This is a genomic window from Comamonas sp. Z3 (assembly GCF_008121565.1).
In the GTDB taxonomy this organism is placed as follows: domain Bacteria; phylum Pseudomonadota; class Gammaproteobacteria; order Burkholderiales; family Burkholderiaceae_C; genus Comamonas; species Comamonas brasiliensis.
In genome coordinates this window covers 307,946-322,955 of record NZ_VOQU01000005.1, presented here as the reverse complement: position 1 = coordinate 322,955, position 15,010 = coordinate 307,946, and the positions used below count along the sequence as shown (strand labels likewise).

Genomic DNA, 15,010 nt, shown 5'->3' with positions numbered 1-15,010 from the left:
CAAAGGGCGCGCATACTCCTCAAAAATCGGAGTATGCGCAAAGGATTTACTGGTACCGGGAAAGGGCTGTACGGGGGATTAGAAAGGCCCCTACACAGCGGGGTGAGTAGGGGCCTTTTATTCCAAATGGCTTTGGCCCAAACGTGCTTACTAATTGACTTGATCTTTTCAGGCGTTGAAAAGCCACCAGCGCGAACCGTGGTGGCTTGATTCTCTAGTTGGGAAATCAGGCTATTCGTGCGTAGGTTTTCCCATCCAAGACTCGTTTCACTTGATCCACGTCTTTCGCGCCGATGCGCACGTAAATTTCCTCGGGCGTGTGGTTGTTTGCAAGCTCGCGTATTGCCTTGACTTGGACCACGGATAAGCGCCCGTCCCGCCCGCAAATCTGCGCTATCGCCCAGTCGTTGTCCTTCCACTTTTCGGCGACCCATGGGGCCGGTAATCCCAAGCGCGGATGGTCATTCAGCCACTTGTGCAGAATCTTGTCGCGGTCATCGGGCAGAGGAACGACGCCCCTCGAAAGCAATCCGTTCTCACGCAGGTACCGCAGGCCGCTCTTTCCGCCCGGCACCATGTTGAGCCGGCGTTCGTCATCCAAATGTCCTTCAACTAGAAACTCCTCCGACTCGTAGAGTTCCTCTAGATCGTCGGTGATAGCCATCACCCTGTGGTGCACGTACGTGAGGCGTCCGCCCTTTTGCTCTTCTCGAAATCGGCGATGGAAAAGCAATGGACTGCCCATCTCAATAGCGCGACGGTGCTCGGACCAGCGCTTTTGCCAGCTGCGGGTGGACACACCCACATAGAAGTACCCGTCGTCAGGGTACGACGCACCAGCGCCGAAGATGTGCTGGTAGAGGACGTATGCGCGTTCGGGGTAGTGCTTGGGCGATAGCAGGAAGTGCGCGGGCACCGAAAATACAAGGCTAGGGCTCCGGATGGTGCTTTCGTTAATCTGCGTAACTCCGCGCATGGCGGCAGCCAAGTACGCAGGATCAGTAACGACTTCCACCGAAATCGTAGGTCGGATAGCTAACTCGCCTCCGCCCAGGGCGCCAAGACCGTACTCTGGCATGCGATCCACCGTTCTGTGCCCATCCATGAGCTTCCGGAACGGAGAGATGAACCCCGGACGGTCGCCCATGAAAATCATGCGCACCGCGGGTATCAGTTGGCCTGGCTGGAGCCTAAACACGCCATGGGGATTCGCAGCCACCCGCGCCCATTCCCGTGCGTAGTCGGAGGTCCGAATGAAGTCTTCAAGCAACTGCTCAACCTCACGCCGCCGTCCAATCATAGACTTCGGCGCAAGATGCTCCCACCAAGCTTTGTTTAGCTTCATTGCGTCACCGCATATCCTTCAAACGCCGGCGGACTGAGCCCGACGTTGGCATGCCGTTCGAGACCAACGCGTGAAAGTCTGTGGCTCTTACTTCCAAACCAGCGAAAAACAATTAGAACCATTTACTGACCAGCAATGAACCGCTTGAACAACTCACCGAATTGTTCAGTTGGAACCTCTGCCAACTTGTTGCCATGTCGCACGAAGAAAGCACCTTTGAAGTTCGAAGGCTCGGCCTGAGCCTGGGCCTCGAATACGAAGACAGTTTTGTCGTAGTAGCGCACCGACTTCACGTGTCTAGCCACGTAGTCTTTCAACGGCTCCGATAGGGCTGAACTCTTGATGCGCGTAGTCAACTCCATGAACAACTCATCAAGAGATCGCCCTAAAGCTGTGGCTTCATGCTCTACGCCGGTGATGAAGAACCGTTCGAATGGCCTTGCATCAACACCGTACAACTGCCCAACGCGCCTCGCATCTGCTTCAGTATCTGCTACGCCCACCAGGACGTAACCGCGAACGCCTTTTCCGATATTGGCAATTCCAGCCAATGTCTTCAATACCTTATCGAAGCTATCCTCATCAAAGGTATGTTTTCCGTCGAGACGAAGAAACCCCTGTTTAAAGTCGTATGCAGCTTGCTCGGTATATGACTGCGTCAGGATATTCTCCATCTGAGTAATCCATCGAACCTGGGCCGGGTCATACGCCTTACTTGGCCCGAAGGCTGCGCCATAAATGCCTGCCGCACCATTCACTAGTTGTGATCGATCCTCAGCACCCCAACGCCCACCCTCGGGCACCTGAATCTTGTCTCCGCCGCCATCGAGAAGCCTAATGAGTTGGTCTTGGTCAACGACTTCTTTGTTTTCCAGCACCATTAGCTTGTGTAAAGCGAGGAAGACAACCTGGAAGTATCGAGGTGCGCTAGGCGGCTTCTCGCCGAAAAGCAAGTACCCGAGCGTGCGACCGGAGCGGTTCAACGTAATCTTCAGTTGATCCAATACTCGCTGGAAATCGGCGGTAATTACTTCGGTCGTTACCTTCTGCGTGGCAAGTTCGATCTGCTCGTGCCGCTGAGTCGAGCCTTTACCATCGCTATAGCCGAAGAAATCGTCCAACACCTCGCTACGAGAGGGCGGCTTCGGGTCCATTAGCATATATGCGAGGACATCGGCGATGATTTCTTCATCGCGAGATTCACGTACCTGCTCCTTGGTAAGCACGCCCTGTTTGATCCAGAAAACCTCGTCAACATCAATGCCATAAGGAAGCTCTCGGTTAGTGATCGAGATCTTCTTCATTTCATTTAGAGGGAGTTCATCGGAGCCGGAGGCGTCGCCGCGAACTTTAGCTGCGATGCGGCGAACCGCCTGAGCGAAATGGCCCGTTGAACCCGCGATTCGCAGTTCCTGCCGAGACAGCTTTCGTCCGCCTGAGTTAATACGGCGGAACACTTCGTCTACATCGGCATCGCCAGCAAACTCGTAGATCGACAAAGGCACCGTGTACGCAGCGATCTGAACGCAGACATCTCTCGCCAAGACAGGCTCACGCTGGTGAAGCGTGCCAGCATCAAGCAAGGCCTTCGTCTCCGCCATAGTATTCAGATCGAAGAAACTACCGTTTACAGAGTACTCATTCTCAATAAAACCAAAGACGGCATTGAGACGCTGCATGCCGTCAATGATCTCAAACTTGCTCAGACCGCTCGCAAGCTTTTGCTCTGCCAGCAAAACGATAGGCACCGGATACCCATTAATGATGGAGTCGATAAAGCGCCGCTTCTCTTCGAGAGTCCAAACTAGTTTCCGTTGGTACCTACGGTTAACGATGTACCTCCAAGCTTGGTAGTTTCCGTAGATCCTCTCAACTGACTCACCCTTAACTGTGAGATCCTGCCTGAGCTTCTGAGATTCAACCATTGACTATTTCCTTTACTCGCACCCAACCTACTTCGTTTCTTTAAGGCAACACGTTCCGACAGCTCCGTCCGGCGTTGCTGGATTTCTCGTCGGCACAGCTCCTGCGATCAGAAGGATACCGCCCACCACAAGGAGGACGAGGGCGAAGTATCCCATCCAACGCTTTCGATCTTTGCTGTTATAAGCCTGAGCACGTGCCTTCTCATCGGCTGCGGCTTGCAATTCGCTCGCGTACTTCCCGATTTGTACACTATGTGTCGGCTGGAGCTTGGCTACAGAATTATCGAGAGCGCGTAGATTCCCCGAAGCCTTGAATGTCTGCTCAGCAGACTCTTCAACAATCTCTTTCGCGTTCTGGTCCCAAAAGACTGCCATACCAGCCACCACACCAGCCACGACGGTAAGCAACGTTCCGAGTCGCGTTAGAAAGCCCTTTTCTGCGTCGCTAAGGCTGTGTGTTGACAAAAACAAATAATCGACGAGAAAAAATGTCAGCAAGATCGCACCACAAGTAAGGAGTTGTCTCCCTGGTGTCGGCAATGGACGCGTATTTGCCTTGAAAAAAGAACTGAATATCTGGCGGATCATAGGCACCCGGATCTAACCTTATTTTGTAGCAAATTGTTATTTTACTAGCAGATTTCCACCAGGTAATCAAGCGAAAAGCCTCCGGTCATCACCGCAGGGTTTCGCGCTGACAGCTGAGGGCGCACTAGGTACGGTTGCGCCCCATGGACGACCTCGCCCGCGCACCGCACCTACATAGTCAGCACATCCAGCAGAGAGCCAACAGTGATCCACCATTTCTAGGCAGAGATCCGCTCGATCGTGGCTGCTCGATATTCGCTATCGCAGACAGCTTGCAACTGCTGGGCCTTGCCAGCAAAACCAATCCGCTCATGCGCTGGATGGGAAGATTCGAGGGGCTGGAGCAGCATCTGGAAGAGGAGCTTGATCCAATCTTGAGCGTGCGCTCAATCCTGCTGCAGCTGGTTGCTGACCATCCCAAAATGCCGCATGTGCCCAAACCTCAGCAAGAGAAGAACTGGCACAGCTTCGTCATGCGAGTCGTGGCGCAGCCGTTCGTGCAAACATGCGGTGACTGGGGCCGCGACGGTATCGCCTCACGCATCAAATGGGACCCGCTGCAGCAGAGTTTCATGGACTTCCTCGCGCTGGGCCAGCCTGGGGAGGAGCTTTCTATCTGGACTCCCACCGATGGCAAGTCAGCGCGTGCCCAGCACTTCGCTCGAATCCTGCTTCAAGAGGAGTGCGCGTGAAGAGTATTGCTTCAAAGTTGCTTGCCATGGTGCCCTGGAGCAAGGCCACGCCCGTGCAGTCTGCGCCTGCAGGCCCGCTGCCGCTGCCCGACGCGCCAGTATCGACGGGCGCTCAACATCTGCCACTCAAGCCAGACGAGATCCACATCGCGGGCAGTGAGCCCGGATGGTTGCGCGTGCTCAATGCCCAGCAGCTGCTGGCCACGGTCCGCGCAGAACGAGCTATCACCCAGATCTGGAGCCAGTCGCATCAGTCTCAGGCCATTTGGGAGCGGGACCTGCTGCCGGCGATTCGGCGGTACGCCGAGTTCGTGCAGCTCATGCCGGCCTCCGAAGCGCACCACCACGCCCACGCAGGCGGCCTGCTGTCGCACACCATCGAGATGCTGCTCGCGGCCATGACCTGGCGCAATGCCCATCTGCTGCCAGGCGGAAGCCAGATCGAGATCGTTGACGCCCAGCGCGATCAATGGACCTATGTGGTGTTCTTCTGCGCTTTGCTGCACGACATCGCCAAGCCCATGACCGACCTACGCATCGCGTGGCGTCCGGTAGGAGAGAACGATCCTATACGTTGGGCACCTGCAGGCGGAAGCCTGTCGCAGATCGCTGGCCAACGCACTGCCGAGTACCTGGTGGACTTCGCGCCCAAGGGGCAGCGCGACTACAGCGCCCATGCCAAGCTGGCCCAGCTGCTGCTACCACGCATTGCGCCAGAAAGTGCGCTGCGATTCCTGGCGCACACGCCCACAGCCTTGGATGCCCTGGAGCAATACCTCACCGGCCAGGACAAGGACAGTCTCGTCGCCACGATCGTCAAGCGGGCCGACCAACTATCCACGCAGCGTGCCTTGCAAAAAGGCTCCAAGGCCCGCTTCGCGACGGCCAAGGCCGTGCCTCTCATCGAGCTGCTGATGCAATCCATGAGGACCATGCTCCAAGCTGGCACACAACTCCCGCTGAACCGGAATGGTGCGGCAGGTTGGGTGTTCGAGGGGGCGATCTGGTTCGTGGCCAAGCGCCTCGCTGATACCGTGCGAGAGCACATCCAAGCAAACGAGCCCGACGAAAGCGTGCCTGGCAACGCAAAGAACGACCGGCTGTTCGACACCTGGCAGGACTACGGCGCGATCGAGCTGAACCCGGCCAGCGGCCAGGCCGTCTGGCATGTCACAGTGCACGGTTACGCCGAGGATGGGTCAGAGCAGGGGGCCTACATGCATGACTTTGCCATGCTCAAGTTCCCTCTGGCCAAGCTGTTCAACCACGAGAGCAAGTACCCGGCCGCCATGCGCGGGCGGCTGGAGATCCGCGACCGTCGCAAGGATGGAGCAGGGCAAGACGAACATCAAGCTGCTGCAACTCTCAGTGCATCGGAATCTGCGGCAGCAATCGATGCCAATGCACCAGCAGCTGCGGCATCCTCAGCCCAACCATCCCAGGTTGCGGCAAAGCCTGCGAAGCAACGGCCCCAGGATGCGGCAGAAGCTAAAAAGCATGCCGCCATCATGCGGGAGCCCACTTTCACCAAGCCGCCGAATGCTGCGGCAAAGCCCAGGCCTGCGGCAACCACTGCGGCAGCAGCCAAGGCACCTGCACCAGAAACGCCATCCCAAACTGCGGCAGTCATGGCAGTTAGGGCGCCTACGGCGCCAGTGCAGCAGACCCAAGCTGATACAGCCTACGACGAGTCTGAAGCTGGGGCAGCATCGAGATCCGGCGTGCCCACCCCATTGAAGCTGGACTACGACAGCCTCGACAACGGCGAAGCCGCGTATTTGCTGGGCGACAGCGAGGGCAGCTACTTCCTCGATCCATCCGAATCTGCAACAGCATCGGACAGACCTGGCAAAAAGAACAAGCCGGCCAAGAACCCACAGCCGGCAGAGAAGGGCGCAGCGCCCTTGGAGCAACCATTCCAGGATGCCGCAGCGGTGCCGCCACCAGCTGCGCCTCCTCAGCCCGCCACCTTGCACCAGCCGCCCCAAGCTGCCGCAACTGCGGCCGCAAGGCCGCCTTCTGTCAAACCTGCAGCAGCTGCGCCGCCACCAGCACCAAGCGCACCTAAGAATCCCGCTCCCGTGCTACGCCATGACCAAGTGCCGCGCTCTCAAAGCGTGAGTGCCGAGTTCAAGCGCATGGCCGCTGATCTGGACGAGCTCGATGACCTGCCCGTACTCAAGGGACGCACCGTCACTGCAAGTCCGCCGCCGGCGGCAGCAGCAACACCGGGGCCGGTTCTTCTGCTTCAGCCGCTGCCCGACATCGACGCAAACCCCGACAAGCCGCCACCCGAGCCAAGCCCCTTGGCATTGGCTTTCATGCAGTGGGTGCAAATGGGTCTGGTCAATCGCGAGCTCAAGTTCAATGAGACCGGCGCGGCGATTCACTTCGTGGAGGAGGGCATGGCCCTGGTTTCGCCCAAGATTTTCAAGGAGTACGCACGCCATGGCGACCGTGAGGACGGCCACGAGGATCTCACTGTCGACGAGCTCAGCACCAAGACCCAGCGGGAGGTCATCAAGTGTGGCTGGCACCTGCCAGCCGCGAACCGCACAAACATCGTTCGCTATGAGATCCACAGCCGCGGCACGGTCGTGGCCCACCTGTCCTGTGTTGTCCTCACCAGCCCAGGCCGGTGGGTGCAGCCCATCCCCCCCAGCAATCCCGCATTGAAGATGGTTTGATATGAAATCCACCTGCTCAACTGATTACGAGATTGGCGACAACACCGCGCCAGACAAGCGCCTAGAGCTATGGAAATCGCGTAGCTTCTGGTTTCGGCTGCGGCACCGATGGAACGTGCTCAGTGCTTTTGCCGAGGGCAGCTTGACCTGGCGCCACGCCAAGCTCGGCCTCAAATACCCGGATCAGGTCATGTGGCTGCAGCGCTGGCCACCAGGCAATGGATTGATGCCGGTCTGCCCAGCCGTCATTGCCGAGCTTGAGCACATCGATCGCACCATGATGGACTCCGACCAGCCCGCGCCACGGGCCGCTGTTTTTTCGCTCCACAGCATCGGCCACGATCGTACCCAGTGCAGGAACTGCGGCGGATCTGGCGGGGCCTTGCCCACGCAATGCCCAGGTCGCCCCATGACCGATGACGAGAGGCAGGCCGTCCTGGAGGGGCTACTCGATTACGTCGATGGCCAATGGCTTGGCCAAGTCATCAAGCAGGCCCCGAAACCGCTTGCCGAAACCTGCAAACTGGAGCCCAAGTTGGTTGCCGAAACCTGCAACCTTGAGCCCAAAACGTCTGCCGAAACCTGCAAACTGGATTTGCCGTTTCCTGCACTCTATATACAAGGGTCTTCTATACAAAGAACTACTACTACGTCTCCAAGTGTCGTAGCGCTCGAAGTGGCACCAGATCGCGAGGCGCAAGTCTTCTCGGAAAACGACTGGGCAGCGAAGTGCGCAGCCTTGTCGGATGCTGCCAATCGAGGCTGTGGCCAGGTCTACGAGACCTACGAGCTGCGCGTCGGAGCCAGCATTGACCTGGCGCTGCAGCAGGTCCCCGAGCTCCTGCGGCCTCGTGCCATCGAGATCGCCACTGAGCACGGATACTCCACGGCAGAGCAACGTGCACAGACAGAGCGGATGCTGCAGGATGACGGATGCTGCAGCCACGGTCTGGACCCGCATTGCTGTCCGATGGGTTGTGGCGACATTGACTCCGTGGGTGACGAGCTGGACGAGATCGACTTGAGTCCGTGCAAGAAGTGCGGCGACCCATTGGCCGCTCGTGGAGGGCCTGGTGCTTGCGAGTTTGTAGCAATCGACTCAATGCCTGAGCCGCCGAAACATGACAGGTCAAACAAAAATGTTTGACAGTTGGCAGCGAAGTCCTTAGAGTCCGTACCGTGCGTCAACGGGAGCTATTTGTAACTCTCGCGGAATTGGTTAAGAGGAAGAGGTAAAAACGTAGTCCCATGGGTCTACTGAAAGCGTTGAAAACTGGAGCTCTAGCGCTCCTATTTTTAGAGCTTGTCTACTAGACACGATGTATAGAACTGTCGCTTGCAGAAAATGCGGCGGAAACCTGCTGAGCGCCTTGCGCGTGGGCGTCAGTAGCTACAAAATTCGTAGCAAATAGCATTGCAAAAGCTGCAGCGGCCAGCGCCTGTGGAACCATCTGCAGGCGCTCTGCAACCATCGCCCAAAGGCTCCGGGCTTCCTCTGTTTTACTGCGCTGAGACTGCATTGATGCCGCCAAAACTAGCGGGTCAATTCCGGCCGCTTCGGCCAATTTTTGGCACATACGCTCGTCTGGGAGAGTGCGTCCTGAACGCCAGCCGCTCACTAGGGCGGTGCTTAGATTGAGCGTTTTGCAAACCATGTAATCAGATTTCAGAGCATTGCGGCTTTTGATCAGATCAAGCACGTGTTCAACGGTCAAATTTTGCATATCAGTTCCCTTTAATGCCGTCAATGTAGCTTCTGCCTTGCGAGCTAACAACTCTCAGGGTGATAGGTAGCTCTCGACATGAGAGCTATATTTGCCCTGCCAGCCGGGAACAGGTGGCGCTTTTCTCGCCGTTCCCCGGTACCGCCCGTTACGCACACCCGGCTGGCACCACTGTGCAGTGGTAGGGGGACGGCATAACGGGGAACATCACATGTCAGCTAAAGATTGCGTCACATCCTTCCTTCATGTTGAAGGAGTCGACAAGCTCGTCACGCAGACCCAAGTTTTTCAAGGCACCAATTGCCCGCTGGAACTCTCTCAATCCAGTAGTAAAGAAAACCCGGTAAATCTGTCCGGACTCGTTTCGGACTCCAAGGGTCATAACGTTCCCGTCAGTGTCTCCTGTGGCTTTGTTCGTCACGGAGGCAAGGATTTTGTCGTCGTTGATTCGCGGCTGTTTCCCGTCGATGAGCTTCGTTTGCAAGGTGTTCTCTCCGGTAGTGACGTAGGCGAGCTTGCCTACGTGCTGAAGTATCTGCGCAAAGCTGTCTGCGGGGCTTGATATGCAGTACACCGTCGCAGCCCATGAGGGCGGTTATGTGGTGGCGCGCAGTCGAGGTAACGGAGAGTGGATAGCAGTCATGGAGCATGCCTCCTATGAGGTCTGCAGGCGCGAAGCCATGCGCCTGAATGCCGAGCAGCAGGCCAGGGAGCGCCTGGACGCGCATCGCGCCGCAATGGCGGCACTGGAACCTCGTCGCCGCCCGGTACGGTACTTTGAGCCGGATGCATTCGCATGAGAGGCCAGCAGTTCAGCGCGCATAGCCCAGATTGGGCCATGCACCGCATTGATGGCCTGCCGGTACGCTGGCAGCGTCGTCTGATGGGGCGTTGGGAGCATCTTTCCAAGACATGCACCAGCTATGACGCCAATACATTCATTCGTACCACGTCCGAACTGCTGGACAAGGTGCGCATTCCATTGGATGCCACGGACGCGGAAATCTGTGATCGCTCCATGGCGCTGGCCCTGCGCTGCTGCCAACTGGCAACCCTGTACCACGACGCCCGCACGTTGCGCGGTGCCATGGATAGGGTGGCAGAGGGCCAGGGCGTAGAACCGCCATCGCGCAAGCTCAAGAAATTCAAAGAAGATGGGCCAGCCATCGCCCGCATGGCCTGCCCGATCTGGTGGCGGCGCAAGCTGCGCGCCCACCATGCCCGCACGCTGGAGACTGCGGCCATTCGCATGGGCTACGTGAGCAAGCGTGAGCAGATCTATTGCAGCAATGAAACCCTGTACCGCATGCAGCAGCGCGACAAAGCTGCGGCGGCGGTGCTGGAAAAGACCATGGCACGCAATGAGCTGGGCCAGGAATTCAGCATTCAAGAGCTCAAGGAAAAGAGCGTTTCTAACAAGGCTATACGCCGGGCCGAGCTGATGACGCGCATCAGCGGTTTTGAGCATGTGGCGCGCGCTGCAGGTCATGCCGGCCTGTTCCTCACGATTACCTGCCCCAGCCGCATGCATGCCAAGCGCACATTCAAGCGCGGCGCGGTGGTGGTGGACAACCTCAAATACGACGGCACCACGCCACGCGAGGCGCAGCAATACCTTGCAAAGAAGGTATGGGCCCCCATGCGCGCCAAGCTGGCCCGCAAGGGAATCAAGCTCTATGGATTTCGCATTGCCGAGCCGCAACACGACGGCACGCCGCACTGGCATCTGCTGGTCTTCTGCGAGCCGCTGGCAGTGGCTGTGGTTAAAGAGGCTTTGCTTGATTACGGCCTGCGCGACAGCGGCGACGAGGCCGGGGCCAGGGCGAACCGCGTGGACTTCAAGCCAATCGACTGGAGCAAGGGCACGGCGGCGGGCTACATCGCCAAGTACGTCGCAAAGAACATCGACGGATACAGGCTGGAGCATGACCTGTATGGCACGCCCGCGCTCGAGGCCAGCGCCCGCGTGGAAATGTGGGCCAGGACATGGCGCATTCGCCAGTTTCAGCAGGTCGGAGGCCCGCCCGTGACCATCTGGCGCGAGCTGCGCCGCATTGAAGAGCTGCCCAAGGGCGCCCCGGCGCATCTGGTCAAGGCACATAACGCGGTCAACAAGGTGGCTGTGATCGAGGGCAAGGACTGCGCGTCTGTGGCATGGCACCACTACTGCGAAGCGCAGGGCGGCGTTTTCTGTGGCCGTCTGTACTCCATCCGCCTGGACATGCAGGAGCAGCAAGGGCTGAACCGCTACGGCGAAGAGAAAGCCGCGCGGCCCGTGGGCGTCTACACCAGTGGCATGGAGGAATGGACTCCCCCATGGATGGCCCACATGCACCCGCCTGCGCTCATTCCGCGCCGGGTGGAATGGTTTGTCGAATCTTCCCGCCATGTGTGGGAAATCGTCGGGCGCGAGCGCCCGGATGTATCGCGCGCGCTTCGCGCGCCTTGGACTTGTGTCAATAACTGTACGGAGGTTGAGAAAGATGGAGCTGCAGGGGCAAATGAAGGAAGCGCGGGAGGCATGGAACAAAGCCCCTGCGCACATCAAATTGATGGCTGGGAAGTACATGGAGCCGCTGTTGACCGTGCTCGAGTCGCTTTGCCAACGCTCCCATTCGGAGGATGGCGCGAGAACGATGCCGATTACCTGCAAGGGTATGAGCTGCAGCAGTGGAAACGGCGGCACCTGCACGGGCCGTGGGAGCGCAAGCCATGAATGACGTGTTCAAAGTGCATGAGCCTGCCCGTATCCGTACTGGGAAATACGCGGGCCTTGTCGGTACGGTAACGGAAACCGTAGAGGACGGAGGCCAGCAAACCGGCGTGCGCCTGGACATTCAGGGCGTGCGGGAGGGGGAGCCGGTCAACAAGCAACTGTGGTTCAAGCGTTCGCAAGTGGAGAGGAATACACATGGCTAAAGAAATCATCGGCACCTGCCCATGCCCTGAATGCGGCATGAGTGGCGCAGAAGTCAAAAAGACCAAGGCGGGGCTGGCCTATCGCTGGTGCCCTGAGTGCCATGCGCAGTACTTCCCGCGCTGCGAAGCCACATCGGCGCGACTGCTGGAGAAGTGCGGCATCAAGCCAGAGCCGGTACGGGAACGGGAACCGGAACCAGAAGCACCAAAACCCAGCTTGGCACCCGCTCCGGTACAGAAGCCGGAACCGAAACCGCAACGCAAGCCGGTTGCCAATCCTTTTGATTTCCTTTTGAAGCAGGCCACAGCATGAAACCCAGCAACACCGAAACGCAGGAAGTGGAGCGGGCCATTGAGGCCCAGAGCAGCGAGCAAGCGGCAGACTTTGCAGCGCTGCAGGCCATGGCCGGGCCAGAGCCAGGCGCAGAAGTCGACGCGCAGGAGCAGCAAGCGCCGCAAGTCGATCTGGCGCAAGAAATCGCGGGGCTGGTCCAAGCGGCTGTGGGCATGCTCTCGCCCATGTTCCCAAGCCTGCCGGGCATCTACACGCCGGAGGCCACGCAGGCAGCATCTGCAGCCGTGGCCGGGGTCTGCAACAAGCATGGCTGGATGCAGGGCGGCATGATGGGCCGCTATGGCGAAGAAATCGCCTGCGCGCTGATCGTCGGGCCGCTGGCCTTCGCCACTTACAAGGGCGTGCAGCAGGACATTGCAGCCCGTCAGCCGGTGGAGCGCATCGGAGGGCCTGATCTGTCGGCACCGGTTCCCGTAGCGGGGCCGGCATCGTCAAAGGCAGTGACCTTTGGCGCTCCGGTTCCGGCACCAGCATCGGAGGCCGTGGCCGCATGAAAACCAATGACGGGCAATTGGTTGTGATCGCCGGGGCTTCCCGCTCCGGAAAAACGGCCTGGACGCGCAAGCGCGTTGCCAAGGCTCGCCGCATCTGGGCCTGGGACCCAGAGGCGCAGTGGTGCGAGCTGCCGGGCTGGCGCAAAGTCAGCACGCGGGCCGAGTTGCTGGCCTGGGCGCAAAAGCCGGGAAATCAGAAAATTGCCTTCGTCGCAGGGGGGCAGCTCAAAGAAGACTTTGATTTCTGGGCCGGGGCCGTCATGTACGCCGGTCGCTATGTGCAGCCCCTGGACGCGGTAGCCGAAGAGCTGGCGGACGTAACCACACCCAGCAAAGCGCCGGGGAATTGGGGCATTCTGGTGCGCCGGGGTTTGAAAAGAGGGATTTCCCTGTACTGCATCAGTCAGCGATGGTCTGAGGCCGACAAAACCGCCTTCGGCAATGCATCGGACTTCGTGATTTTTCGGCAGTCGTCGGGGGACGATGTGTCCTATCTGGCGCGCAAGACGCGGGTAGAGCAGGGCGAAATCAATGGCCTTGTGCCGTTGCAGTTCGTGCACATGAATGCGCTGAATGGAGAAATTTTGAGGGGCAAATTGCGGTTTTAGCAGTCGTTTTGAGTACGGGAACGGGAACAGATACAGCGCCTTTTCGGGCGCTGTTCTTTTTTGTGCAATGGAGTCCTGCCAGCACGGGGCAAAGCCGTTGCGGCTGACCTTATGTGCAACTGTTCAACACGGGACGAAAAAATGAGTTCTTCGGAAATGACCAAGATCGCCATTGCGGGCGGCATCTTGTTTGCGGCTTACAAGTACGGCAACGGCCTGATCAAGGCCGGTGCTGTGGCCGTGGCCGCTGGCGTGATCGCCAAGCGCGTTCCCTACGTCAAAGACGTGATGTAAAGGGGAAGTCATGAGCGTCGGAAAACTCAACCGCTACGGCCTGCCTTTCTCCAACGTGGTGCCAACTGGCACCGCAACCAACCAAATCACACCGGGCCGCACTCTGGAAAACCTGCGCTTGCGCCTGGGCGGCACCACCTTCACCAAGGCCATGCTGCCGCTGATCAAGATCAAGGCGAATGGCAAGGTCATCATTGAAGCGTCCGGCGCTGAGCTGGACAAAATCAATGCCTACCGTGGCACGCCGCTGGATGCCGGTTTTCTGGACATTGCCTTCGCGGATTACCAGCTCAACAACGAATTCGATCGCATGGTGGGAGCGTTCGATACGTCCATGGGCATCAGCAATATCACCACGGAGGTGCAAATCGCTGGTGCGACAGCTCCCACGCTGCAACCCATCCTGATCGAGTCGGCCCAGCAAAAGAGCCGATCTGGTGAGTCCGCGCCTTATGCGCCGCTGATTTCCAAGCTGCTGCGCTATCCGTACAGCCAGGCAACGGGCGGTCGTCTGCCGGTCAATGTGCCATTTGGCCCGCAATCGGGTTCCATCATCAAGCGTCTGCACGTTTTTCACACTGGCAACATGACCGGCGCGACCGTCAAAGAAGACGGCCTCGTCATTCATGAGTCGGTGAAGGCCGAGAACGAATACGAGCAAAAGAGCCAGGGCCGCGTGCCTCAAGCCAATGTCTACACGCTGGATTTTTGCGTGGACGGAGCCGTGGGCAAGGCTCTGGATACCCGCCAAGCGCGTTCCCTGGAGTGGCTGTTCGACTTCTCGGCGGCTGATAACGGCGTGGTGCTGGTCGAATACCTCGACCCGCTGGGCAACCTGTAAGGGGTCGCCATGGATTGGGGCGACTGGGCGCAGCAGGTATCCGGCAGCCTGATCAATAAATACGCCGATAACAAGCTGGTGCAGCCCTACGAAATCCAGAAGATGCAATTGCAGGCGCTGGGCCAGTTGGGCATGTACCAAGAGGGTCAGGCCAGCATGACCGCTGGCCGTAACGGCCTCACGATCTCGCCCACGCTGCTGCTGATCGGCGCGGTGGCGATGATCGTCATCATGACCAAGGATTAAACATGGCAGGCGAAGCGGCAGCGGCTGGTGCGTCGGCGGTCAGTCCTTGGGCCAATTTTGCGGGCATGTTCGCCATGGGCCTGGGCAGTGCCGTCAACGGCACGCCAGGCATGGCAACGGGAACACAAGCCAACAAGACCGACAACTCCGGCTGGAATGTCAATTTCGGCAATGGAAACATCGACAGCGCGCGCGCAGAAGCGCAGGCAAGCCCCTTTGATGCTTACCTGCCCTATGCGGTGCTTTTTGTGGGGGCGATGGTCGTATGGCGCATGACCCGCAAAAACTGAGT

The 15,010-nt window shown here is 58.6% G+C and carries 18 protein-coding genes; 14 read left to right on the top strand and 4 right to left on the bottom strand.

The annotated features are described in order from the left end of the window. Nucleotides 1-226: 226 nt before the first annotated feature. From FSY59_RS16810 to FSY59_RS16800, 3 genes are all read right to left on the bottom strand, one after another. Entirely contained in the window at nt 227-1,345 is a 1,119-nt protein-coding gene (locus tag FSY59_RS16810) for a hypothetical protein (RefSeq protein ID WP_019042361.1), read from the bottom strand. 122 nt (nt 1,346-1,467) lie between these two features. Then, complete coding sequence (locus FSY59_RS16805; protein ID WP_019042362.1) at nt 1,468-3,270, bottom strand: DUF262 domain-containing protein; 1,803 nt, start codon at nt 3,268-3,270, stop codon at nt 1,468-1,470. A gap of 27 nt (nt 3,271-3,297) precedes the next feature. After that, a complete protein-coding gene (locus FSY59_RS16800; protein ID WP_019042363.1) occupies nt 3,298-3,858 on the bottom strand; it encodes a hypothetical protein in 561 nt (186 codons plus the stop codon). A gap of 143 nt (nt 3,859-4,001) precedes the next feature. Between FSY59_RS16800 and FSY59_RS16795 the strand changes: the two genes are divergently transcribed. From FSY59_RS16795 to FSY59_RS16785, 3 genes are read left to right on the top strand one after another with little or no spacing between them, the layout of a single operon-like run. Beyond that, complete coding sequence (locus FSY59_RS16795) at nt 4,002-4,550, top strand: hypothetical protein (protein ID WP_019042364.1); 549 nt, start codon at nt 4,002-4,004, stop codon at nt 4,548-4,550. Further along, a complete protein-coding gene (mobH, locus tag FSY59_RS16790) occupies nt 4,547-7,237 on the top strand; it encodes a MobH family relaxase (protein WP_029158359.1) in 2,691 nt (896 codons plus the stop codon). Before FSY59_RS16795 ends, mobH begins: the two co-directional genes overlap by 4 nt. 1 nt (nt 7,238) lies before the next feature. Further along, a complete protein-coding gene (locus FSY59_RS16785) occupies nt 7,239-8,384 on the top strand; it encodes a hypothetical protein (protein ID WP_019042365.1) in 1,146 nt (381 codons plus the stop codon). A gap of 163 nt (nt 8,385-8,547) precedes the next feature. Here FSY59_RS16785 and FSY59_RS16780 read toward each other — a convergent pair whose 3' ends face one another. Continuing rightward, complete coding sequence (locus FSY59_RS16780; protein ID WP_148729382.1) at nt 8,548-8,961, bottom strand: hypothetical protein; 414 nt, start codon at nt 8,959-8,961, stop codon at nt 8,548-8,550. Between the two features lie 211 nt (nt 8,962-9,172). Here FSY59_RS16780 and FSY59_RS16775 point away from each other — a divergent pair, with 211 nt between their 5' ends. From FSY59_RS16775 to FSY59_RS16730, 11 genes are all read left to right on the top strand, one after another. Beyond that, nucleotides 9,173-9,523: a hypothetical protein gene (locus FSY59_RS16775; protein ID WP_148729381.1), complete on the top strand. Its 351-nt coding sequence runs from the start codon at nt 9,173-9,175 to the stop codon at nt 9,521-9,523. 1 nt (nt 9,524) lies between these two features. Continuing rightward, nucleotides 9,525-9,761, top strand: coding sequence for a hypothetical protein (locus tag FSY59_RS16770; protein WP_148729380.1), 237 nt, complete (start codon nt 9,525-9,527; stop codon nt 9,759-9,761). A 38-nt stretch (nt 9,762-9,799) separates the two neighbouring features. Continuing rightward, nucleotides 9,800-11,677 carry a replication endonuclease gene (locus FSY59_RS16765; protein WP_187427935.1) on the top strand — a complete coding sequence of 626 codons (1,878 nt, stop codon included), beginning with the start codon at nt 9,800-9,802 and terminating at the stop codon, nt 11,675-11,677. Beyond that, nucleotides 11,674-11,880 carry a hypothetical protein gene (locus tag FSY59_RS16760; protein WP_148729378.1) on the top strand — a complete coding sequence of 69 codons (207 nt, stop codon included), beginning with the start codon at nt 11,674-11,676 and terminating at the stop codon, nt 11,878-11,880. Before FSY59_RS16765 ends, FSY59_RS16760 begins: the two co-directional genes overlap by 4 nt. Further along, nucleotides 11,873-12,193: a hypothetical protein gene (locus FSY59_RS27890; RefSeq protein WP_148729377.1), complete on the top strand. Its 321-nt coding sequence runs from the start codon at nt 11,873-11,875 to the stop codon at nt 12,191-12,193. The genes FSY59_RS16760 and FSY59_RS27890 overlap by 8 nt, the downstream gene beginning before the upstream one ends. Beyond that, the gene (locus tag FSY59_RS16750) at nt 12,190-12,729 is read left to right on the top strand and encodes a hypothetical protein (protein ID WP_148729376.1); all 540 of its coding nucleotides are present in this window, start codon (nt 12,190-12,192) and stop codon (nt 12,727-12,729) included. The genes FSY59_RS27890 and FSY59_RS16750 overlap by 4 nt, the downstream gene beginning before the upstream one ends. After that, nucleotides 12,726-13,337: a hypothetical protein gene (locus FSY59_RS16745; RefSeq protein ID WP_222864298.1), complete on the top strand. Its 612-nt coding sequence runs from the start codon at nt 12,726-12,728 to the stop codon at nt 13,335-13,337. The genes FSY59_RS16750 and FSY59_RS16745 overlap by 4 nt, the downstream gene beginning before the upstream one ends. Before the next feature lie 141 nt (nt 13,338-13,478). Further along, nucleotides 13,479-13,631: a hypothetical protein gene (locus tag FSY59_RS27395; protein ID WP_187427934.1), complete on the top strand. Its 153-nt coding sequence runs from the start codon at nt 13,479-13,481 to the stop codon at nt 13,629-13,631. A 10-nt stretch (nt 13,632-13,641) separates the two neighbouring features. After that, nucleotides 13,642-14,472, top strand: a complete 831-nt coding sequence (locus FSY59_RS16740) for a major capsid protein P2 (RefSeq protein WP_148729375.1) — start codon at nt 13,642-13,644, stop codon at nt 14,470-14,472. 9 nt (nt 14,473-14,481) lie between these two features. Then, entirely contained in the window at nt 14,482-14,718 is a 237-nt protein-coding gene (locus FSY59_RS16735; protein ID WP_148729374.1) for a hypothetical protein, read from the top strand. A gap of 65 nt (nt 14,719-14,783) precedes the next feature. Beyond that, nucleotides 14,784-15,008 (top strand): hypothetical protein, encoded by a 225-nt coding sequence (locus tag FSY59_RS16730; RefSeq protein WP_148729373.1) that lies wholly within the window; start codon nt 14,784-14,786, stop codon nt 15,006-15,008. The last annotated feature ends 2 nt before the right edge of the window (nt 15,009-15,010 follow it).

Bases quoted from the DNA above. Each gene is read 5' to 3' on its own strand.
- FSY59_RS16810 (WP_019042361.1), bottom strand. From the start codon at position 1,345: ATGAAGCTAAACAAAGCTTGGTGGGAGCATCTTGCGCCGAAGTCTATG.
- FSY59_RS16805 (WP_019042362.1), bottom strand. From the start codon at position 3,270: ATGGTTGAATCTCAGAAGCTCAGGCAGGATCTCACAGTTAAGGGTGAG.
- FSY59_RS16800 (WP_019042363.1), bottom strand. From the start codon at position 3,858: ATGATCCGCCAGATATTCAGTTCTTTTTTCAAGGCAAATACGCGTCCA.
- FSY59_RS16795 (WP_019042364.1), top strand. From the start codon at position 4,002: ATGGACGACCTCGCCCGCGCACCGCACCTACATAGTCAGCACATCCAG.
- FSY59_RS16785 (WP_019042365.1), top strand. From the start codon at position 7,239: ATGAAATCCACCTGCTCAACTGATTACGAGATTGGCGACAACACCGCG.
- FSY59_RS16780 (WP_148729382.1), bottom strand. From the start codon at position 8,961: ATGCAAAATTTGACCGTTGAACACGTGCTTGATCTGATCAAAAGCCGC.
- FSY59_RS16775 (WP_148729381.1), top strand. From the start codon at position 9,173: ATGTCAGCTAAAGATTGCGTCACATCCTTCCTTCATGTTGAAGGAGTC.
- FSY59_RS16770 (WP_148729380.1), top strand. From the start codon at position 9,525: ATGCAGTACACCGTCGCAGCCCATGAGGGCGGTTATGTGGTGGCGCGC.
- FSY59_RS16765 (WP_187427935.1), top strand. From the start codon at position 9,800: ATGCACCGCATTGATGGCCTGCCGGTACGCTGGCAGCGTCGTCTGATG.
- FSY59_RS16760 (WP_148729378.1), top strand. From the start codon at position 11,674: ATGAATGACGTGTTCAAAGTGCATGAGCCTGCCCGTATCCGTACTGGG.
- FSY59_RS27890 (WP_148729377.1), top strand. From the start codon at position 11,873: ATGGCTAAAGAAATCATCGGCACCTGCCCATGCCCTGAATGCGGCATG.
- FSY59_RS16750 (WP_148729376.1), top strand. From the start codon at position 12,190: ATGAAACCCAGCAACACCGAAACGCAGGAAGTGGAGCGGGCCATTGAG.
- FSY59_RS16745 (WP_222864298.1), top strand. From the start codon at position 12,726: ATGAAAACCAATGACGGGCAATTGGTTGTGATCGCCGGGGCTTCCCGC.
- FSY59_RS27395 (WP_187427934.1), top strand. From the start codon at position 13,479: ATGAGTTCTTCGGAAATGACCAAGATCGCCATTGCGGGCGGCATCTTG.
- FSY59_RS16740 (WP_148729375.1), top strand. From the start codon at position 13,642: ATGAGCGTCGGAAAACTCAACCGCTACGGCCTGCCTTTCTCCAACGTG.
- FSY59_RS16735 (WP_148729374.1), top strand. From the start codon at position 14,482: ATGGATTGGGGCGACTGGGCGCAGCAGGTATCCGGCAGCCTGATCAAT.
- FSY59_RS16730 (WP_148729373.1), top strand. From the start codon at position 14,784: ATGTTCGCCATGGGCCTGGGCAGTGCCGTCAACGGCACGCCAGGCATG.